We start from the raw sequence: 18,890 nt of genomic DNA on the forward strand, positions 1-18,890 counted from the left end.
CTGCCGGCGGTCCCGGATCGAGCCGGTGACCGCCGGTATCTCCGGATCAGACGTTGAACTTGAAGTGCATGACGTCGCCGTCGTGCACGACGTATTCCTTGCCTTCCTGACGCAGCTTGCCGCCTTCCTTGGCGCCGGCTTCACCGTTCAGGGCGACATAGTCGTCGTAAGCGATGGTCTCGGCGCGGATGAAGCCGCGCTGCATGTCCGAGTGGATCTCGCCGGCGGCGTCAGGGGCCTTGGCGCCCTTGTGCACGGTCCAGGCGCGGGCTTCCTTGGGGCCGACGGTGAAGAAGGTCAGCAGGGAAAGCAGTTCGTAGCCAGCGCGGATGATGCGGGCGAGGCCGGTTTCGTGCAGGCCCATCTCCTCGAGGAAGACCATGCGCTCCTCGATATCCATGCCGACCAGCTCCGATTCGATGGCCGCCGAGACGATCACCGCAGTGGCGCCCTCGGCCTTGGCCTTCTCGAAGACGCGGGCGGAGAAGGCATTGCCTTCCGCGGCGGCTTCTTCCTCGACGTTGCAGACATAGAGGACCGGCTTGGCCGTCAGGAGCTGGGCCTGGCGGAACACGCGTTCCTCGTCTTCGTCCTTGGGCTGGGTGAGGCGCGCGGGCTTGCCTTCGCGCAGCAGTTCCAGCGCCTGGCCGAGCACCGAGGCGACGATCTTCGATTCCTTGTCGCCCTGGGTAGCTTTCTTCTGAGCGGCGGGAACGCGCTTTTCCAGGCTCTCCAGGTCGGAAAGAAGCAGCTCGGTCTCGACCGTCTCGGCATCGGCAATGGGGTCGACGCGCTCGTCGACGTGCTGGATGTCGTCGTTCTCGAAGCAGCGCAGGACGTGAACGATCGCGTCCACTTCGCGAATGTTGCCAAGGAACTGGTTGCCCAGGCCTTCACCCTTCGAGGCGCCGCGCACGAGCCCGGCGATGTCCACGAAGGACAACTGCGTCGGGATGATCTTGGCCGAACCGGCGATTTCGGCCAGCTTGTCCAGGCGCGGATCGGGAACGCCGACCTGGCCGACATTGGGCTCGATCGTGCAGAAGGGATAGTTGGCCGCCTGCGCCGCCTGCGTCTCGGTGAGCGCATTGAACAAGGTCGACTTGCCAACATTGGGCAGGCCCACGATTCCGCAACGGAAACCCATGTGTAACTCCGGAAGAAATGTATGGGCCGCGCCTTAGCGCCAGTCTGCGCGCATTACCAGTTGCGCGACGGTTCTTTATGACCGGAGCCGGTGGAGAGGTGGGCTTCACGGAAATTTCAGGGCTTGTTCCTAGACGGGCGGGATGAAATCCATCGTTCGCCTCTCCCTTGTCGCCCTCGTGTCCGCGTCGCTTGCTGCTTGCGGCGCCATTGGAACCGGCAGCGGCGGGGGAGGACTGGAAAAGGCCCGCGCCGATTTCGCCTCGCAAAGCTACCCTTCGGCCCGCACCACGCTCTTCGCCATGCTTGAGAAGGAACCTGACAACCTCCAGGTCCTGGCGCTTCTGGGCAGGACGCAGATCGCATTGGGCGATGCCGATGCGGCCGATCGCGTCCTTGCCCGATTGAAGAAGGCTGGCGGGAAGGGCGCGGAACTTCGCCGACTAGAAGCGGGTGTCAGCCTGCTGCGCGGCAAGCCGGCTGCGGCTCTGGCGCTGATTGTAAACGATTTCGACACCGATGCCTGGCGGCTGCGCGCTCAGGCCCAACTGGCGCTGGGCAAACAGACGGACGCCTTGGCATCCTTCGAAAAGGGGATGGCCGCGGGTGACGACCTGCCACTGAGCGTAGCCTATGCGCGGTTCGCGCTGGAAACCGGCGACCTTGCCCGCGCCGGGCAGATCCTGACGCGAATGAACCGCTTTGCGCCGGGCGCCTACAACACGCTCGTTCTCGCCGGCGACATCGCCGCTGCACGCGGCGAGACGGATGGCGCGATAGCCGCCTATGGCAGGGCGACAAGCGCCTATCCCGGCAAAGTCCCGCCCATGCTGGCGCTTGCCAATGCTCTCGACGAAAAAGGCGAGGTCGATGCGGCCATGCGCGTAGTCGAGAAGGCGGCGAAGCTCTCGTCCGGCGACCCGGCCCTCGAAGAGATGCGGATCCAGCTTCTGGCTGAGAAAGGCGAATGGAAAACGATCCGCCTGGCCCTGCAGGGGCGAGAGGGGCGCATCGATCCGGCATCGAGCCTGGGGCTGACGTATGGCGAGGCCCTGCTGCGTCTTGGTCACGCCGAGCAGGCCCGCGTGCTGTTCAGCCGCGCCTCGCTGCTGCTGCCGGGCAATCCGTTCGCGCGCATGATGCTCGGAGAAGCGCAACTGGCGAGCGGGGATGCGAGGGGCGCGTGGGAAACGCTGAGGCCCCTGGCTTCCGGCACGCTGGCCCAGCCGGAAATTCTCGTTTCAGCCGAACGCGCGGCCCGCGCGGCCGGCGCTCCCGAGGCGGATGTGCTGAAAGCACGGCTCGATCCCGTGCGTCTGAAAGCGACGATGGCGCTGGCCGACAAGGGGCAGGCCGCCCTGTCCGCGCAGGACTGGAAGCTGGCGCTGGCGACCTATCGCGAACTGCTTCAGCGGGGCGACGATCCCGAGGTTCTCAAGCGCATGGCGCTGGCAGCGGCGGGGCTGGGGCAGGGAAGTGACGCCCTGGCTTATGCCGACCGGGCGCGCAGGCTGGTGCCGGACAATCCCGACTATCTTCACGTGGCCGGCCTCGTCCGCCTGGAACTCGGTCGCGACCTGTCCGGTGCCCGGCGCCTGCTTGAGGCTGCGGCCATCGCCGATCCGCGCGATCCCGACATCGCGCGCGATCTTGGAAAAGCGAAGGCCGCCGCCAGCTAGAGCCAGCGGCGGCCTGCCCGGCCGGAAACGGAAGCAACCCGGCCGAGAGGCGCCACCTCCCGCGATGGGCGCGGGAGGTGGCGCCTTGGAAGCTACTGTCAGTCGCGCTTCTTGCGGCGGCGGGCATAGGCCAGGCCGAGCAGGCCGAGTCCCATCATGCCGAGCATGCCCGGTTCCGGCACGTCGGTGCTGCCGCCGCTGCTCGAACCGCCGGAGGTGCCACCGGAAGTCGTGGTGCCGCCCGAAGTGGTCGTGGTGCCGCCCGAGGTGGTCGTGCCGCCGGAAGTGGACGTCGTCCCGCCCGAAGTCGAGGTGGTGCCGCCCGAAGTGGTCGTGGTGCCGCCAGAGGAGCTGCTGGACCCGCACTGCTTCTTGCCGGCCGAATGGCCGCAGTTGCAAGTGTGCTTGTGGCCGCCGCTGCCGCCCCAGCCCCAGGTCGCCTGCGCAGGCGACGTGAATGCGATGGTGCTGCCGGCGGTGAGCGCCAGGGCGAGCATGGTCTTGCGGATCATTCGTATTCCCCTTGTTGCCCGAATGGGTTGCCAAGAGGAAAAGCAAGCGTCGTGCCAGATGAGGGTTTCTGCGGACAACGTTGGTTAACGCATGCCTTGAAGCGTTGCTTGTGTAAGCTAACCCGACGCTAATTACGGCGAAAGACGGCTAACTCCAGGGTCAATCCTGCTGGCGGAGAGCGACGTCGTTCATGAACCTGGTATCGTCGCCGGCCGAAAGGCGATCGGCTTCCCCTGCAACGGCGCCCAGCATGTCGGCCAGCGGATCCATGTCGGCCTTGGCGTAATTGCCCAGGACATAGCCGGTCACGCGGTCCTTGTGGCCGGGATGGCCGATACCCAACCGCACGCGGCGGAATTCCGCGCCGAGGTGCTGGTCGATGGAGCGCAGGCCGTTGTGGCCGGCATGACCGCCGCCTTGTTTCACCTTGACCTTGAAAGGCGCCAGATCCAGCTCGTCGTGAAATACGGTGAGGTCCGCCAGCGCCAGCTTGTAGAAGCGCATGGCTTCGCCCACGGCGCGGCCGCTCTCGTTCATGAAGGTCGCCGGCTTCAGCAGCAGCACTTTCTCGGAGCCGATCCGCCCTTCCTGGAGCCAGCCCTGGAATTTCTTCTGGCTCGGACCGAAGTTGTGGACTTCGGCAATCGCATCGATCGCCATGAAGCCGACGTTGTGCCGGTTCAGCGAATATTGGGGACCGGGGTTACCGAGGCCGACCCAGAGCTGCATGACGAGAAATCCTGTACTGAAACGCGAAACGGCCCCTCCGCGCGCCGGACGAACCGGGGCTGGAGGGGCCGTTCCCTATCCGAAGATGGCCGGGCCCGAAAGGACCCGGAACCGAATTTACTCGGCTGCGATTACTCGCCTTCAGCTTCTTCCTTGGCCGTGTCGCCTTCGGAGCTCTTGAGAGCCGAAGGGGCAGCGATCGTCGCGATGGTGAAATCGCGGTCGGTGATCGCGTTCTCGACGCCCTTGGGGAGCTTGACGTGGCTGGAGTGGATCGATTCGCCCACGTCGAAGCCGGTCACGTCGATGACGATCTCATGCGGGATCTTCTCGGCGTCGCAGACCAGTTCCAGGTCGTGGCGAACGACGTTCAGCACGCCGCCGCGCTTCAGGCCCGGCGAAGCTTCTTCGTTGGCGAAGACGACCGGCACGTTGACGTGCACGGTCGCGCCCTTGACGACGCGCAGGAAGTCGGCGTGAAGCGGACGATCCGAAACGGGGTGGAAGGCAACGTCCTTGGGCTGCGTCCGGAACTTCTTGCCGCCGACTTCAACTTCGATGATCGAGTTGAAGAAGTGACCGGTTCCAAGCTGGCGGGCCAGCTCCTTTTCCTCGACGTGGATTGCGAGGGGTTCTTCGTTACCACCATAGATAACGGCGGGGACGCGGCCATCGCGACGCAGAGCACGGGAGGCTCCCTTGCCAGCCCGATCACGCGTCTCGGCCGGCAGGTTAAGCGTATCGCTCATGAGGACTTGCCTTTCGAAAACTGGATATATGTCGGATACAGGCCGCGTATCGGCCCGCTCCGTCCCGCCACGCCTCCAGGGATGACCATGACGGGAAGCGGGCGCCCTTAATGCGATTATCGCAGATTTGCAAGCACTGTCGGGACCGCCAGTGGTCCAATCCCGATCAACCCGGATCGACCGCGTTCCAGCTATTCGACCCGGATGACGCGGTAGCCCTTCGCTGCCAGCATCGCCGGAATGCCCTCCGGCCCGGCCATGTGTGCCGCTCCGACGGCAACGAACGGACGTTTGCCCTCTCGCATGGCAGAGTCGATCCTTCCGGCCCAGTCCCGGTTGCGCCCCACGAAGAGCACCGCGCGCAGTTCCGGGTCGGCCAGCAGGCCCTTGCGCGTTTCGCGTTCGATCGCGGCCATGTCTCCCTGACGCCAGCGCTCGGCAAGATCGCCATCCGTGGCGGCGGCCTCGGTCACGACCGCGCCCAGGAGATCGCGCTGCTCGCGCTCCGGCAGGCTGTCGAACAGGCCGAGTTGCTTTGCCGCACCCTCCAGTTCGACGACGGGCTTGTTTCCTGCCGCCGCGATGACGGCCCGGTCCACGCCGTTGCGCGCCTCGTCCTCCCTGGCCCCGGCCTGGGCCAGCGTGAGGGCCGCGGCCCAAGTGTCCATCGCCGCGAAATCGCCGTCGGCATAGCCGCCTTTCGCCAGCAAGGCCGAAAGGGCAGGGCGCCTGCGTGGATCGATCCGTTGGGACAACGGCGGCTGTCCCTCGTTCCTGGCGAGGCGGGCGAACGTGGCGGCGACTTCCTTCTCGTCGGCGAGATTGGCGACTTCGACCATCACCGAGTCCGAACCTTCCAGAGCGGTCCGAACTTTCGCGGTCTGCCATTGCAGCGGAGACTTGGCACTATGAATGGTTCCGAAGAGCCAGGCGGTCTGGCCGTTCGGTCCCTCGACACGCCAGAGTGCGGGATCGGCGGGCTGGGGTTTCGGTCCGCAAGCAAAGAGCGCCAGGGCCGCCAGCAGGACGATGGTCTTGCGCATCGGCTACTGCACCCGCACTGTGCGAATGCCGTCGCGTGACAGCTGCTCCTGAACACTGCCCGCCCCGGCCAGATGCCCCGCGCCGACGGCCACGAAGACCACGCCCGGCTGAGCGAGCCGACCTTCAAGCCATTTCGCCCAGGCTTGGTTGCGGTCGGTGATGAGCACCTTGCGCATGGTCTCGTCCGATTCGTCGTCATTGAGCAGTTCGGCGAGTTCCTCGGCCCGGCCCCGTCTCCAGGCCTTGACCAGCTTGGCCACGTCTTCCTTGAGGGTAGGCAGCTGCTCCAGCACTTCGGAAAGGTAGGCCCGCTGGCTCGCTTCCGGCAAGGCGGCGAAGAGACCGATCTGGTATTCGGCAGTTTCCAGCGGATGCCGCGCCACGCCGCTGGCCTTGGCCATCGCATCGATCTGGTTCTCGACGCCCTTGGCCTGATCGTACCCGGCGGCTTTCAGCGGGATCAGAGAGAGCAGCAGCCCGGCGTACCAAGGCTCGAACTGATCAAATGAATTGACGGCAAGACCAAGATCGGAAAGACTTTTCTCCAGCCTGCCGCGCTGCGTCTCGTCCAGGCTTTCGCGCAATGTCCGGCCGTCCCGGCGGATCCCCTTCTCCGCGAAGATCGCCTGCAGGGTCTCTGGCGAATCGGTCATCGTTTCGGTGACGACCTGATCGGCCGACTGGAAAGCGCGCTTCACCGGCCCACGGAACCAGCCCAGTTCTTCGGGGAGAATGTGGATCGTGCCGAACAGGTAGATCGTCGTGTCCCGGTCGGAGATCTTCCAAAGCGCAGGTCTGGCCTCGGCAGCAGGGGCCCCCGAAGCCCTTGCCCTCTCCGACTGCGCCTCCCGCGCCGTGACCGGCGGCGCGGCCAGGAACATCAACAAGGCGGAAGCCGCCGCGAGCAGGCGGATCTTGCGGGACGGTATCATGACAGTTTTCCGAGGGAGTACGAAAGAAACGGGCGCTTGACGGAGGTTCCGTAGCGCGGGGGATAGCCTCGCGGCGCCGGGCGCGGTAGCCATAACTGTTGTTCACGCGCGGCTTGTGCGGTTGATTTGGCCGGTTCGATCCGCCAAAGGCCGCGCAACCAAGAGATTTGACGGGATTTCGATGTCGACCGCTGACAGACAGCCGCTCAGCTTCCAGGACATGATCCTGACGCTCCACAACTTCTGGAGCGCGCAGGGCTGCCTCATCCTCCAGCCCTATGACATGCGCATGGGGGCAGGTACCTTCCATCCGGCCACGACGCTTCGCGCGCTCGGCCCGGAACCCTGGAAGGCGGCCTATGTCCAGCCTTCGCGCCGTCCGACCGATGGCCGCTATGGCGAAAACCCTAACCGGCTCCAGCATTACTATCAGTATCAGGTGATCCTGAAGCCGAACCCGGACAACCTGCAGGAACTCTATCTCGCCAGCCTCGCCGCCATCGGCGTCGATCCGCTCGCGCACGATATCCGCTTCGTCGAGGACGACTGGGAAAGCCCGACCCTGGGCGCCTGGGGCCTGGGCTGGGAAGTCTGGTGTGACGGCATGGAAGTGACGCAGTTCACGTACTTCCAGCAGGTCGGCGGGTTCGACTGCAAGCCGGTCGCGGGCGAGCTGACTTACGGTCTGGAGCGTCTGGCGATGTATATCCAGGGCGTCGACCGCGTCTACGACCTGCGCTTCAATAACGAGGGCGTCAGCTATGGCGACGTGTTCCTCGCCAATGAGCAGCAGATGTCGAAGTACAACTTCGAGATCGCCGATACCGAGGCGCTTTTCGCCGGCTTCAAGGCCGCCGAAGCCGAATGCATGCGCTGCATCGAGGCGGAAATTCCGCTTGCCGCCTACGACCAGGCGATCGAGGCCAGCCATCTCTTCAACCTGCTTCAGGCGCGCGGGGTGATCTCCGTCCAGGAGCGGGCCAGCTACATCGGCCGTGTGCGCGATCTCGCCAAGGGATCGTGCGAGGCCTGGATCGACAAGAACAAGAGCGAATGGGAAGCCAAGTTCCCGGGATGGACCGTATGACCGACTTCCTTCTCGAACTGCGTTCGCAGGAAATTCCTGCCCGCATGCAGGCCGGCGCGCGCGCCGATCTGGAAAAGCTGTTCCGCAAGGAAATGGCCGCTGCCGGCGTTGCCGTGGGCGAAGTCACCGTCTGGTCCACGCCGCGCCGGCTCGCCCTGATCGCACGCGGCCTTCCGCTGGCGACCGAGGCCGTTCACGAGGAAACCAAGGGCCCTGCAACCAGCGCCCCGGACCAGGCGCTCGAAGGCTTCCTGCGCAAGACCGGCCTGACCAGGGACCAGCTCGAGGTGCGCGACCTCAAGGGCAAGGACACCTACTTCGCCGTCGTCGAAAAGCCGGGCCGCGCCGTGGCCGAGGTGCTTGCGGAGGTCGTCCCGGCCATCATCCGCAGCTTCCCCTGGCCCAAGTCGCAGCGCTGGGGCGCCGCCTCGATCTCCACGGAATCGCTCCGCTGGGTGCGGCCGCTCTCCGGCATCGTCGCGATCCTGGGCGAGGATCTTGTCGCCTGCGAAGTGGGCGGCATCGCTTCGGGATATGTGACGCTGGGTCACCGCTTCCATGCCCCCGGAGAAATCACCATCGGCGGCGCGCACGACTATGCCGACAAGCTGCACCTTGCCCATGTGCTCGTGAACCACGAGGAACGGCAGGATATCGTTCGCACCAAGGCGCGTGAGGCCGCCACCGCGGCCGGGCTTGTGCTGGTCGAGGACGAGGGGCTGGTGATCGAGAATGCGGGTCTCACGGAATGGCCGGTGCCGCTGCTCGGCCGGTTCGAAGAGGACTTCCTTGAAGTTCCGCCCGAGACGATCCAGCTGACGGCCCGCGTCAACCAGAAGTACTTCGTCTGCGAAGACACTGCAGGTTCGCTTGCCAACGCCTTCATTTGTACGGCAAATATTGTCGCCAACGATGGCGGGGCGGCTATCGTCGACGGCAATCGCAAGGTGCTGGCAGCGCGTCTCTCGGATGCGCGCTTCTTCTGGCAGCAGGATCGCAAGACCTCGCTATCGGCCCAGGCTGCAAAGCTTGCCCGCATCACCTTCCACGAAAAGCTGGGCTCCGTTGCCGACAAGGTCGATCGCGTCGCCAGGCTGGCCGAATGGCTGGCAAGCGAAGGCATCGTGCCGAACTGCGATCCGGCGCTCGCGCGTCAGGCTGCGGAATTGTCCAAGGCGGATCTCGTCACCGAGATGGTCGGAGAATTTCCAGAACTTCAAGGGCTTATGGGCGGATATTATGCCCGCGCCGAAGGTCTGCCCGATGCGGTCGCGGATGCCATCCGCGATCACTACAAGCCCGTCGGGCAAGGGGATGAAGTGCCGACGGCGCCCGTCACCGTGGCCGTGGCGCTGGCGGACAAACTCGATACGCTTCGCAGCTTCTTTGCGATCGACGAAAAGCCGACCGGGTCGAAGGATCCGTTCGCGCTGCGCCGTGCCGCTCTGGGCATCATCCGTCTCATCACTGACAATGCCCTGCGCTTCGGGGTTGCCGAGGGTGACCTGCTCGACTTCTTCGCAGACCGCCTCAAGGTCCAGCAGAAGGAAGCCGGCGTTCGTCACGACCTGATCGACGCGGTCTTCGCTCTTGGCGGCGAGGACGACCTCGTTCGCCTGCTCGCCCGGGTGCATGCCCTGCAGGGCTTCGTCTCGACCGATGACGGTGCGAACCTGCTGGCGGGCTACAAGCGCGCTGCCAACATCCTCAAGAAGGAAGACTGGCACGGCGTCGAGGGCGAGATCGCGCGCACGGGCGAGGAAGATCCGCTGGCCGGCGTCGAGGATCCCGATCTGGCCGAAGTGATTGCCGCCAAGATGGCGCACCGTCACGCCAGCGAGCAGGCCCCGGCCTATGCGGCCGAGCCTGCCGAGCAGACCCTGATCGATGCCGTTGCCGCGGCGGAAACGGAAGTCTCGCGTGCGGTTTCCTCCGAGGACTTCGCTGCGGCCATGACCGCGCTGGCGTCGCTTCGCGCACCGATCGATGCGTTCTTCGAGCACGTCACCGTCAACGATGCCGACCCGCTGAAGCGCCAGGCCCGCCTGGCCCTGCTGGACCGCTTCCGCGCCGCGGTTCACAAGGTCGCGGATTTCTCTCGCATCGAGGGCTGATCGCCGGATCAATCTGCGGGGAGCGTCATTCGCCCCTGAAAACGAAAAGGCCGGGGTATTCCCCGGCCTTTTTCTTACTTTTTCCAGCCAGATAGAGTGAGAATTTCAAACCGCTCCACGGTCCTGCCATCGTCTCCGGCGGCAGCGAAGGCCTCACGGGCGCGCGCCAGCGCTTCCTTTCCCAAGGGTGGCGGCGCATCGGCCAGGACGCCGCCGATACCCTGGGCACGGATGTCGCCAACGAGCCGCTCCAGGCTGCGGAAACCGACCTGCAAGGAGCGCTGGTCAATCACCGGGTCCGCGAAAAGCGTGCGCTGGAGCAGTTGTCCGCCCGCGCGCACGTCGACCATGGGATGGACCCGAGCGGCCGGACGTTCGCCGTCGGCGGCCAGCATGACATCGCGCAAGGTCGGCAGGCTGCCCGCTGAAAGGAAGCTGGAGATCATCATCCCGCCCGGCGCCAGGGCCTTGCGGATGTGGACCAGGGCGCCCGGCAGGTCGTTGACCGTGTCCAGCGTGCCGAGACTGGCGATGAGGTCGAAACCTTCGAATGGGTAAGGGGCTTCCTCGTCGAAGCCTTCCGCCGGTTCCACTTGCGTCACGGCGACGCCCTGCGCGTTCAGGGCCTCGGCCAGTGCGCCGGTCCAATCGCCGATGACCAGCGCACGGGCGGGCTCGAAGCGTAGGAAGGAAAGGCGCTCGAGGACGTCTTCCACCATGTCGTCGTGAAGGTACTGCGGTGCGTCGTGCTGCTTTTGGAGCGTGAGCGCGCGGCGGCGGGCGGCGAGGCGGCGGGCGGACGAGAAGATGCGGGGGGGAGCTTTGCTGGCCATGGTCGCTCCCCTGCCGCTTTGCGCCGTCCGGTGCAATCGCACTTCGTGCAATTACAGTTCGAGATGGCGGGTTAACGCCTTGTAGCTTGCAGAGCGAAATGCGGCGGCTAGCTTCGCCGCCGATGTCTCTCTTTCGTGCCTTCGATCCGCTTGTCGACCTGATCTTTCCGCCGCGATGTCCGCTGTGCGGAGCAGGGCTGAGCGCGCATGGGGGGCTTTGCGCTTCATGCTGGGGCGAACTGGCAATACCCGGAGAACCCTCATGCATCGCCTGCTCCCGGCCGTTCGGCGCCGGCATACCCGAAGGCGCGCTTTGTGCGCCTTGCCTGGGCGAGCCCCCGCGGCACGACGGCATCGCCGCGGGGACGCTCTACAACGATGCCTCGCGCAAACTCGTGCTCGCTCTGAAGCACGGCAATCGGATTTCGCACGCCCGGCTGATGGCGAGGCTGGTCAGCGCCAAGCTGGCTTTCGTGGACGAGACATGGCTGATCGTGCCCGTACCGCTCCATCGCTGGCGGATCTGGCGGCGTGGCTATAACCAGGCCGCCGAGCTGGCCCGCGAGATCGCAAGGATCACCGGGGGCGTCCTTGCCGTCGATCTGCTGGATCGCCGCAAGGCGACGCCTTCGTTGGGCGGACTGGGCAAGGCTGCGCGGCGCAAGGTCCTGTCCGGCGCCATAGCGGCGCGGCCGTCCCGGAGAGCCATGTTGAAGGGAGCGAAAGTAATTCTGGTCGACGACGTGCTGACGAGCGGCGCGACGAGCGAGGCCTGCGTATCCAGCCTCAAGCGGGCCGGAGCGGCAAAAGTCGTAATCGCCTGCTTTGCACGGGTGCTGGACGAAGCGTTGGAGCCTGTGCGCCGATCACCGAATCCGCCCGAGGTTTGAGATTTCGCCGGAGAGGGCGGCAATTACCGGGTCGCCACAAACGAAAACGCCCGGAACTTTGGGCTCCGGGCGTCCTCGTGACGAAACTGTTGAGCCCTGCAAAGCAGTTCGGCGGTCCCCCTGTCGGCCGCCTGGCCCGATCCCTCATTACCTGAAACCAGACCACCCGAAAGTTTTCCGGCCTTGTTCCCTGAACCGTGGCGCTTGTATCAGCGACCTGTGGGTCAGCAGCAGCCCCCAGCTGCAGACAGACATTCCTACGAAATCCCGGGGTTGAAAAGAGGCACGGCGAAGCTACGAGGATTTTGGTCAACGGCTGTGGTTATCGTGCAACAACCGCGTCCAATGAATTCAAATCGGAGAAATTTCCGTCATGTCCGAAGCAAGCAAGGCCGAACGCGAACTGGGCACTACTTTCCTCCCGCGATTCGATGCGCAGGGTCTGCTCATCGCCATAGCCGTCGACTCGCAGACGCGGGACATCCTGATGGTGGCCTACATGAACCAGGAAGCGCTCGAAAAGACGCTCGAAACGGGGCTCGCCCATTTCCACTCGCGCTCGCGCGGGACCTTGTGGCTGAAGGGAGAGACCTCGGGCCATTTCCTGCGTGTCGAGGACATCCGGGTGGATTGCGACCAGGATGCGCTGGAACTGCGGGTTCGGCCTGAAGGACCGGCCTGCCATACGGGGGCGCGAAGCTGCTTTTATAGGAAGTTGTCGGGCGATTCTTTGATTCGCGTTTCCGACTAAGCAGTTAGCAATCGATTGAGTAATTACAGTATAGGAAAAGCACCTCTTCCCTTAAGAACATGCACTTATCGGCCGATTTCAAAATTAACCAAAGAATCAGCATGTTCTACAGGTCACCATTGAGCGGACGGAGCGGACGGATCATCGCAATCGGCTCGCAAGACGTCTCTCGCCAATGAACTATCCCGGACGACAGGGTGCAAGGACCGTCTTCGGTCGTGCCCGTCCTACGAGAAAAATCGTTGATTGGCAGGGACTTTGGTCGGTGCTCCGTGCCCCATGCACCGGGTCGTGGCCCTGCCGGCTTCCGGGTCGCCGACTTTCGGAGGCGAACCGGGCGGAGATGGGTGGCCTTGTCAGGCGCCTGGGGCGCATGAATGGAAGGGAAGCATCAATGAAGCATAAAGCGTTGATTGCTGCCATGGTGGTGGGGCTCGTAGCAGCACCAACCGCCGCAATGGCAGATCAGAGGCCGAGCTCGTCCTCCAGCAACTTCCACACCTCGGACTCGTCCAAGAGTTCCAGCAAGAACTCCGGCTGGGGCCGGGGTGACAACTGGGGTCGCGGTAACGATCGCGGCAACGACCGTTGGGGCAAGCCCAGCTGGGGTTCGAACAAGCCCGGTTGGGGTTGGGGTAAGCCTGGTTCCGGTTGGGGCAAGCCCAACTGGGGTTGGGGCAAGCCCGGCTGGGGCTGGGGCCACGACAACGGTCACGGCCACGGACATGACAACGGTCATGGCCATGGTGGCTGGGGCGATGACGATGGCGGCAAGTCGCACGGCTGCTGAGCCGGTGATTTGACCACCGTGGCCGCCCTTCGGGGCGGCCACGGCTTTAAAGTAGTTATCCTAGAACTTCGTCGAAAAGACTGAGCATCGCGGCCCAGCTCTGACGGTCGGCGCTGGCATCGTAGCCGATGGCGGCCATGCCCCGTTCGTCGCTTCCCGGATCGGTGAAGCCATGGCGAACGCCGGAATAGGCATGGAAATGCCAGTTCGCTTCGGCACGATCCATCTCATCCCAGAAACCGACGACCTGCTCGCGCGGGACGAGGGGATCGGCGTCTCCGTGGCAGACCAGGATACGCGCTTTGACCGCGCCCGGTTCTGCGGGCGCCGCGGTCGCAAGGGTGCCGTGGAAGCTCACGGCCGCGACCAGGTCCTGTCCGCCGCGCGCCGCTTCCAGAACGGCCTGTCCGCCCATGCAGTACCCGATGCCGAGCATCGGCAGCCCCGCCGTTTCGGGGAGGCTGCGCAGGGCCGTGATGGCAGCGTCGATACGGCCGCGGTAATGTGCATTGTCCGAACGCAGCTTCTCCGCCATCGGGAAGGACGCTTCGAAGCTGGCGACAGGCTCCCCGTAGAAGTCCGAAACCAGGGTGAGGTAGCCGAGGTCCGCGAGCATCTTCGCGCGCCGTTCCATCGCCGCGTTGAAGTTGGCGATCGTCGGGAACAGGATCACGGCCGCGCGAGGCGTGGCTTCGGGACGCGCCAAATGGCCGGTCAGATCCTGACCGGCGTGGCTGTAGGCAATCGTTTCGAGCATGATTACTCCGGAAGGAAGTCCGGCACCGAGAGATAGCGCTCGCCGGTGTCGTAGTTGAAGCCGAGCACGCGGCTGCCTGCGGGCAGCTCCTTCAGCTTCTGGGCGATGGCGGCCAGCGTCGCGCCCGAGCTGATACCTACCAGCATGCCTTCCTCGGTAGCGCAGCGGCGCGCCCAATCCTTGGCATCGGCCGGGTCTACCTGGAGCGCGCCGTCGATGGACTGGGTATGGAGATTGGCAGGGACGAAGCCGGCGCCGATGCCCTGGATCGGATGGGGGCCGGGCTGCCCGCCGGAAATCACCGGGGAGAGCGTGGGTTCGACGGCATAGGCCTTGAGCGAAGGCCAGCTCTGCTTGAGGGTTTCCGCGCAGCCGGTGAGGTGGCCGCCGGTGCCGACGCCGGTAATCAGCACGTCGATCGGGCTGTCCGCGAAATCGGCCAGGATTTCCTTCGCGGTGGTCGCGACATGGACCGCGACATTGGCCGGATTTTCGAACTGCTGCGGCATCCACGAGCCGGGGATCGTGTCGAGCAGCTCCTTGGCGCGCTCGATCGAGCCCTTCATGCCCTTTTCGCGCGGGGTGAGGTCGAAGCTGGCGCCATAGGCCAGCATCAGGCGGCGACGCTCGATCGACATCGATTCGGGCATGACGAGCACGAGCTTGTAGCCCTTGACCGCCGCGACCATGGCCAGGCCGATCCCGGTATTGCCCGAAGTCGGCTCGATGATGGTGCCGCCCGGCTTCAGCGTGCCATCGGCTTCGGCGGCTTCGACCATGGCGAGCGCGATGCGGTCCTTGATCGAACCGCCGGGGTTCGTGCGCTCTGCCTTTACCCAGACTTCATGGTCCGGGAACAGGCGCGAGAGGCGAATATGCGGCGTATTCCCGATCGTGGCGAGAATGCTGTCGGCCTTCATTGTTCATGCTCCCATCGTGGTGCGAAGGTGCGGGCACGGCGGATCTCGGGAAAGCTCCAGGCCCAGATTGCGGTAATGACTATGGCAGCGCCGCCACCGAAAACAACAGCCCCGGTCGCGCCCAGCAGGGCCGCGGCCACGCCGGACTGCATCTCGCCCAGCTCGTTCGAGGCGGATATGGCGAGGCCGGAAATGGCCGAGACCCTTCCGCGCTTGTCGTCCGGGGTGCGAAGCTGGACCAGGGAACTGCGGATGAAGACCGAGATCATGTCCGCCGCACCGAGCAGCGCCAAGAAGCCCAGCGACACAGCGAAACTGCGCGAGAGGCCGAAGCCCACGGTCATGGCGCCGTAGGCCGCGACCGAGAGCAGCATCTTCACGCCCACGTTCTTGGCGAGGGGGCGGAACGAGAGCCAGACGGCGACGATAGCGGCACCGGCCGCCGTCGCGGCGCGCATCTGACCCAGGCCCTCGGGTCCGACATGGAGGATGTCGCGCGCGAATACCGGCATGAGCGCGGTCGCGCCGCCGAGCAGAACGGCGAAGAGGTCCAGCGTGATGCAGCCAAGCAGGAAGCGCTCGCGCCAGATGAAATGGAAACCGTCGACGATCTGGCGGACCGGATGGTCGCGGCGCGCGTCCTTGGGGACGGGCGGCAGGTTGCGGATGCTGGTGATGCTGAAGGCGGCCACGGCCATGAGCACGGCCGCGATCCAGTAGGGCATCGCGTGATGGCGCGCGAAGAGGAAGCCGAAGGCTGCCGGGCCGATGATGGTTCCGGCCTCGATGGCGATCGAGTTGAAAGCGATGGCGCGCGGGATCAGCGAAGTGGGCACGATGTTCGGCGCGATCGCCGTCATCGACGGGCTCACGAAGACGCGGGCGATGCCGTGGAGCGCGGCGAACAGATAGAGCACCGGCAGGCTGCGCAGATCGAGTTCGGTGATCAGGGCCAGGCCGATGGCGACCAGGATGTCCACCGACATGGCTATTCCCGCCACTTTGCGCCGGTCGAACCGGTCGGCGATGACGCCGGCTACCGGGGTCAGCAGGAAGATCGGCAGGAACTGCGCGAAGCCAAGCAGGCCGAGCTGGAACGAAGCCTCGGCAATCGACATGCCGTAAACGCTGCGGGCCACGTCGTAGAGCTGGTAGCCGATGATGACGACCATGCCGGTGGAGGCGAACACCACGGCGAAGCGGGCTAGCCAGAACTTGCGGTAATCCGCAATGCGCAGCGGGGAGGTGGGCTCTGGCAGCACGGAAGGGCTGGAAGTGTCGATGGTACTCACGGCTTGCTGCATGGCAGCATGTCAAAGCATTGCCAAGACATGCCGCTCATGCGCAGCGATAGCTTATGTTTGGGATCAATAAGTAAACCGCGCGGTGATCCGCACGTCACGCCCGGCGATGGGTACGAAGTCGCGCGTTTCCGAAGCGGCCAGGCGTCCGGTCACGTCCAGAAGGTTGTCCGCCGCGAGGATGAGCGAGAGCGGGCCCTGCTCGCCGAAGGGCCGCCAGGTGGCGCTGGCGTTGACGAGCGTGAACGCGCTCGTGGGGTTTTCATTCTCGGTCACGCGGGTCTGCCTGGCATTCCATTCCACTTCGCCGCGCAAGGTGAAGGCGGACGAATCGAATTCCACGCCGCCGCGGGCGCGCAGGGGCGGAATCCGCGGAACAGGGCCCATGTCGACGAGACGGGCATGGGTATAGTCCACGCCGCCATCGGCCTTGATCGCCTTGTCGCCGCCCCAGCGGGCGAATGTCACGCCGCCCTCGGCCTCGATGCCGCGGAAGCGGGCAGGGGCCTGGAGGTACTGATAGACCGGGAAATCCTCGATCACTTCGCCGGTCGGCACGGCGGTGATGAAGTTCGAGAAGTTCGTGCCGAACACCGTGACCGAACCGGCGATATCCCCGCCGTTGTAGCGCACGCCAGCCTCGATGCCGTCGCTCCGCTCCACCGTGAAGTTCGGATTGCCGCGCTCGTAGGACTGGGTGGCATCGTGCAGTCCGTCGACGAACAGCTCTTCAGCGGACGGAGCACGCTCGCCGTGCGAATAGTTCACCGAGAGCGTCACGGTATCGATGGGATGCCAGGCGAGGCCGGCCACGCCGGAATACTGGTCGAAATTGCGATGCTGGTCGGCCGGAACCGTGTCGATCCGGGTATTTTCGTAACGCAGTGCGCCTTCGATGTCGAATTGGCCCACTTCGAGACGCTGCAGGGTGAAGAGGGCAAGGCGGTCGGTGTTGTTGTTCGGCAGCAGCTTCTCGTCACCGGCGATGTCGAGTTGGGCCGAAGAGTATTGCACGCCGGTCGAACCGCTCCAGATCCCGCGCTTGGCCTGGTCTGCCTGAAGACGAACTTCGACGGCCTTGTTGTGGAACTGGGTGCCGATGTCGCCACCCTCGATTTCGGCATGCTCATAGTCGCCATAAGCGCCGCGCACTTCCAGCCGCTTGAGGAAGCCTTCGAGATTGAGGCCGGCGCGCAAGTCGACGCGGGTCTGGCGCAGCGAGATGCTGGTCGCGCTTGGATCGGTGGAGGGGCGCGGCGGGATGCCATAGTCGTTGGCCAGGCGCTGGACGGAAACGCCGATGTCGCCGCCGTCGTCGATGAAGGCGAGGCCGCCGCCGAGGGTCCAGCCTTCGGTGCCGCTGTTGGCGATCTTGCCGCGGCGATTGGCCTGCTGGGTCAGCGTGGCCGCGCCGGTCAGGTCCCCGGCATCGGACAGGGTGCTTGCCTGCGCCAGGGTCTCCGCGCGCAGTTCGGGCGACAGGACATAGCCGCCGACGTGGAGGTCGTCGCTGTGATAGTAGGATGCATCGAAATGGGCGACGAGGCGGCTTGCCAGCCGGACGTCGGTGGTGATGCCGCCGTTGACCATATTGGCGGCCGTGCCGAAGGATCCCAGCGCGTCCAGGGTGAAGGCCTTGTCCGGCACCTTGCGCGGAATGCGCTTGTCCACGGCATTGACCGCGCCGCCCGAAGGGTCGCTGGCATAGAGCAGGACGCGCGGGCCGTGGAGCACTTCGATGCGCTCGACATTGAGGGTATCGAGCGAGACGGCGTGGTCGGCCGAGACCGACGAGGCATCGAGCGAACCGATGCCGTCGAGCAGGACCTGGACGCGCGGACCGTCGAACCCGCGCAGGACCGGCCTTGACACACCCGGCGCGAAACCGCTGCTGGACACGCCCGGCAGGCTGGCAAGCATTTCGCCGATCTGCGGCTTGAGGTCGCGGGTCAGCGCTTCGCCTGAGAGAACGACCGGCGCGGCGATGGGATCGGCATTGCCGGAGATCAGGCGGCCGGTGACGATGATTTCCGGACCGGCTTCCTGGGGATGGCCATCGCCGTCGACAGGTGCGGTCGCTTGCGCCCCGACAGCCTGCGCGGAAGCAGGCATTGCCGCCAATATCGTGGAAAGGGCGCCGGCGGTGACCAGCAGTGCGATTCGGGCGGTTGGGAGCGTCATGGCCAACCGGCTAATTGCGAGGTTATAACATATCAATTCTGAAATGTTGCCAGCCGACGAAGCGAGCCATGAATGCGATGAAGCGAATGTTCGGCCGAAAGCAGGCGGTCGGTCTTCCGCCTCAGCGCCGGGGGCGCAAGCGAGGGTTCGGCTGAACGGTGTCCACCAGCTTCAGGAAGTCGTCGATGCGGATGATCCGTTCGAACTGGAAGCCCGCGCGTCCTTCATGCGCCCATATCAGATGAGCCTCGATCCGGCCGATCACCGGCAGGCGCATCACCAGGCGTTCCCCGCGCTCGAGCGGAAGGTCGCCCTGGGACATGAAACCCTGGGCCGAGAGATTGACGATGTGCAGATGCAGGTCGCCCAATTGGCGGTGCTCCGCAATCACCGGGTAATCGACGGGGTGCCGCGCCGCGCGACGTTTGTCGGTTACAGTGAGCTGCGCTCCTGCAGTCATCTCTATTGCCCCTG

The 18,890-nt window shown here is 65.0% G+C and carries 18 protein-coding genes; 6 read left to right on the plus strand and 12 right to left on the minus strand.

Going from position 1 to position 18,890, the window contains the following annotated elements; all coding sequences use genetic code 11:
• Nucleotides 1–46: 46 nt before the first annotated feature.
• Nucleotides 47–1,147: a redox-regulated ATPase YchF gene (gene ychF, locus AC1VV3_RS02130; protein ID WP_132262659.1), complete on the minus strand. Its 1,101-nt coding sequence runs from the start codon at nucleotides 1,145–1,147 to the stop codon at nucleotides 47–49.
• A gap of 142 nt (nucleotides 1,148–1,289) precedes the next feature.
• Here ychF and AC1VV3_RS02135 point away from each other — a divergent pair, with 142 nt between their 5' ends.
• Entirely contained in the window at nucleotides 1,290–2,825 is a 1,536-nt protein-coding gene (locus AC1VV3_RS02135) for a tetratricopeptide repeat protein (RefSeq protein ID WP_431566631.1), read from the plus strand.
• A gap of 98 nt (nucleotides 2,826–2,923) precedes the next feature.
• Here the strand turns inward: AC1VV3_RS02135 and AC1VV3_RS02140 are convergent, their stop codons facing one another.
• The 5 genes from AC1VV3_RS02140 to AC1VV3_RS02160 all read right to left on the minus strand — a co-directional run bounded on the left by AC1VV3_RS02140 (nucleotide 2,924) and on the right by AC1VV3_RS02160 (nucleotide 6,792).
• Nucleotides 2,924–3,337, minus strand: a complete 414-nt coding sequence (locus AC1VV3_RS02140; RefSeq protein WP_314465176.1) for a PEP-CTERM sorting domain-containing protein — start codon at nucleotides 3,335–3,337, stop codon at nucleotides 2,924–2,926.
• A gap of 160 nt (nucleotides 3,338–3,497) precedes the next feature.
• Nucleotides 3,498–4,067, minus strand: coding sequence for an aminoacyl-tRNA hydrolase (pth, locus tag AC1VV3_RS02145; RefSeq protein ID WP_132262665.1), 570 nt, complete (start codon nucleotides 4,065–4,067; stop codon nucleotides 3,498–3,500).
• A 131-nt stretch (nucleotides 4,068–4,198) separates the two neighbouring features.
• Nucleotides 4,199–4,816: a 50S ribosomal protein L25/general stress protein Ctc gene (locus AC1VV3_RS02150; protein ID WP_132262667.1), complete on the minus strand. Its 618-nt coding sequence runs from the start codon at nucleotides 4,814–4,816 to the stop codon at nucleotides 4,199–4,201.
• A gap of 191 nt (nucleotides 4,817–5,007) precedes the next feature.
• The gene (locus AC1VV3_RS02155) at nucleotides 5,008–5,859 is read right to left on the minus strand and encodes a TraB/GumN family protein (RefSeq protein ID WP_431567973.1); all 852 of its coding nucleotides are present in this window, start codon (nucleotides 5,857–5,859) and stop codon (nucleotides 5,008–5,010) included.
• A 3-nt stretch (nucleotides 5,860–5,862) separates the two neighbouring features.
• Nucleotides 5,863–6,792: a TraB/GumN family protein gene (locus AC1VV3_RS02160; RefSeq protein ID WP_431567974.1), complete on the minus strand. Its 930-nt coding sequence runs from the start codon at nucleotides 6,790–6,792 to the stop codon at nucleotides 5,863–5,865.
• A 181-nt stretch (nucleotides 6,793–6,973) separates the two neighbouring features.
• Between AC1VV3_RS02160 and AC1VV3_RS02165 the strand changes: the two genes are divergently transcribed.
• Together AC1VV3_RS02165 and glyS are read left to right on the plus strand one after the other, a co-directional pair.
• Complete coding sequence (locus AC1VV3_RS02165) at nucleotides 6,974–7,879, plus strand: glycine--tRNA ligase subunit alpha (protein ID WP_314465183.1); 906 nt, start codon at nucleotides 6,974–6,976, stop codon at nucleotides 7,877–7,879.
• Nucleotides 7,876–9,993, plus strand: coding sequence for a glycine--tRNA ligase subunit beta (gene glyS / locus AC1VV3_RS02170; protein WP_431567975.1), 2,118 nt, complete (start codon nucleotides 7,876–7,878; stop codon nucleotides 9,991–9,993). The genes AC1VV3_RS02165 and glyS overlap by 4 nt, the downstream gene beginning before the upstream one ends.
• Nucleotides 9,994–10,067: 74 nt before the next feature.
• Here glyS and AC1VV3_RS02175 read toward each other — a convergent pair whose 3' ends face one another.
• Nucleotides 10,068–10,826 (minus strand): methyltransferase domain-containing protein, encoded by a 759-nt coding sequence (locus AC1VV3_RS02175; RefSeq protein WP_431567976.1) that lies wholly within the window; start codon nucleotides 10,824–10,826, stop codon nucleotides 10,068–10,070.
• A 122-nt stretch (nucleotides 10,827–10,948) separates the two neighbouring features.
• Here AC1VV3_RS02175 and AC1VV3_RS02180 point away from each other — a divergent pair, with 122 nt between their 5' ends.
• The 3 genes from AC1VV3_RS02180 (at nucleotide 10,949) to AC1VV3_RS02190 (ending at nucleotide 13,257) form a co-directional block, all read left to right on the plus strand.
• Nucleotides 10,949–11,716 (plus strand): ComF family protein, encoded by a 768-nt coding sequence (locus AC1VV3_RS02180; protein WP_431567977.1) that lies wholly within the window; start codon nucleotides 10,949–10,951, stop codon nucleotides 11,714–11,716.
• Between the two features lie 373 nt (nucleotides 11,717–12,089).
• The gene (hisI, locus tag AC1VV3_RS02185; RefSeq protein ID WP_132262681.1) at nucleotides 12,090–12,467 is read left to right on the plus strand and encodes a phosphoribosyl-AMP cyclohydrolase; all 378 of its coding nucleotides are present in this window, start codon (nucleotides 12,090–12,092) and stop codon (nucleotides 12,465–12,467) included.
• A gap of 457 nt (nucleotides 12,468–12,924) precedes the next feature.
• On the plus strand, nucleotides 12,925–13,257 hold the full coding sequence (locus tag AC1VV3_RS02190; RefSeq protein WP_166675157.1) for a hypothetical protein: 333 nt from the start codon (nucleotides 12,925–12,927) through the stop codon (nucleotides 13,255–13,257).
• A 55-nt stretch (nucleotides 13,258–13,312) separates the two neighbouring features.
• Here AC1VV3_RS02190 and AC1VV3_RS02195 read toward each other — a convergent pair whose 3' ends face one another.
• From AC1VV3_RS02195 to AC1VV3_RS02215, 5 genes are all read right to left on the minus strand, one after another.
• Nucleotides 13,313–14,014 carry a dienelactone hydrolase family protein gene (locus AC1VV3_RS02195; RefSeq protein WP_431568625.1) on the minus strand — a complete coding sequence of 234 codons (702 nt, stop codon included), beginning with the start codon at nucleotides 14,012–14,014 and terminating at the stop codon, nucleotides 13,313–13,315.
• 2 nt (nucleotides 14,015–14,016) lie between these two features.
• Nucleotides 14,017–14,934 carry a cysteine synthase A gene (gene cysK, locus AC1VV3_RS02200; protein WP_132262685.1) on the minus strand — a complete coding sequence of 306 codons (918 nt, stop codon included), beginning with the start codon at nucleotides 14,932–14,934 and terminating at the stop codon, nucleotides 14,017–14,019.
• Nucleotides 14,931–16,238: an MFS transporter gene (locus AC1VV3_RS02205; protein ID WP_132262687.1), complete on the minus strand. Its 1,308-nt coding sequence runs from the start codon at nucleotides 16,236–16,238 to the stop codon at nucleotides 14,931–14,933. Before AC1VV3_RS02205 ends, cysK begins: the two co-directional genes overlap by 4 nt.
• Nucleotides 16,239–16,301: 63 nt before the next feature.
• Entirely contained in the window at nucleotides 16,302–18,416 is a 2,115-nt protein-coding gene (locus AC1VV3_RS02210; protein ID WP_431568624.1) for a TonB-dependent receptor, read from the minus strand.
• Between the two features lie 121 nt (nucleotides 18,417–18,537).
• The gene (locus tag AC1VV3_RS02215; RefSeq protein ID WP_132264087.1) at nucleotides 18,538–18,876 is read right to left on the minus strand and encodes a PilZ domain-containing protein; all 339 of its coding nucleotides are present in this window, start codon (nucleotides 18,874–18,876) and stop codon (nucleotides 18,538–18,540) included.
• Nucleotides 18,877–18,890 lie beyond the last annotated feature (14 nt).

The sequence above is a fragment of the Novosphingobium sp. BL-S-34 genome (genome assembly GCF_056857015.1).

Excerpts from the sequence above, each read along its gene's own strand:
- ychF (WP_132262659.1), bottom strand. The coding sequence starts at position 1,147 with ATGGGTTTCCGTTGCGGAATCGTGGGCCTGCCCAATGTTGGCAAGTCG.
- AC1VV3_RS02135 (WP_431566631.1), top strand. The coding sequence starts at position 1,290 with ATGAAATCCATCGTTCGCCTCTCCCTTGTCGCCCTCGTGTCCGCGTCG.
- AC1VV3_RS02140 (WP_314465176.1), bottom strand. The coding sequence starts at position 3,337 with ATGATCCGCAAGACCATGCTCGCCCTGGCGCTCACCGCCGGCAGCACC.
- pth (WP_132262665.1), bottom strand. The coding sequence starts at position 4,067 with ATGCAGCTCTGGGTCGGCCTCGGTAACCCCGGTCCCCAATATTCGCTG.
- AC1VV3_RS02150 (WP_132262667.1), bottom strand. The coding sequence starts at position 4,816 with ATGAGCGATACGCTTAACCTGCCGGCCGAGACGCGTGATCGGGCTGGC.
- AC1VV3_RS02155 (WP_431567973.1), bottom strand. The coding sequence starts at position 5,859 with ATGCGCAAGACCATCGTCCTGCTGGCGGCCCTGGCGCTCTTTGCTTGC.
- AC1VV3_RS02160 (WP_431567974.1), bottom strand. The coding sequence starts at position 6,792 with ATGATACCGTCCCGCAAGATCCGCCTGCTCGCGGCGGCTTCCGCCTTG.
- AC1VV3_RS02165 (WP_314465183.1), top strand. The coding sequence starts at position 6,974 with ATGTCGACCGCTGACAGACAGCCGCTCAGCTTCCAGGACATGATCCTG.
- glyS (WP_431567975.1), top strand. The coding sequence starts at position 7,876 with ATGACCGACTTCCTTCTCGAACTGCGTTCGCAGGAAATTCCTGCCCGC.
- AC1VV3_RS02175 (WP_431567976.1), bottom strand. The coding sequence starts at position 10,826 with ATGGCCAGCAAAGCTCCCCCCCGCATCTTCTCGTCCGCCCGCCGCCTC.
- AC1VV3_RS02180 (WP_431567977.1), top strand. The coding sequence starts at position 10,949 with ATGTCTCTCTTTCGTGCCTTCGATCCGCTTGTCGACCTGATCTTTCCG.
- hisI (WP_132262681.1), top strand. The coding sequence starts at position 12,090 with ATGTCCGAAGCAAGCAAGGCCGAACGCGAACTGGGCACTACTTTCCTC.
- AC1VV3_RS02190 (WP_166675157.1), top strand. The coding sequence starts at position 12,925 with ATGGCAGATCAGAGGCCGAGCTCGTCCTCCAGCAACTTCCACACCTCG.
- AC1VV3_RS02195 (WP_431568625.1), bottom strand. The coding sequence starts at position 14,014 with ATGCTCGAAACGATTGCCTACAGCCACGCCGGTCAGGATCTGACCGGC.
- cysK (WP_132262685.1), bottom strand. The coding sequence starts at position 14,934 with ATGAAGGCCGACAGCATTCTCGCCACGATCGGGAATACGCCGCATATT.
- AC1VV3_RS02205 (WP_132262687.1), bottom strand. The coding sequence starts at position 16,238 with ATGCAGCAAGCCGTGAGTACCATCGACACTTCCAGCCCTTCCGTGCTG.
- AC1VV3_RS02210 (WP_431568624.1), bottom strand. The coding sequence starts at position 18,416 with ATGACGCTCCCAACCGCCCGAATCGCACTGCTGGTCACCGCCGGCGCC.
- AC1VV3_RS02215 (WP_132264087.1), bottom strand. The coding sequence starts at position 18,876 with ATGACTGCAGGAGCGCAGCTCACTGTAACCGACAAACGTCGCGCGGCG.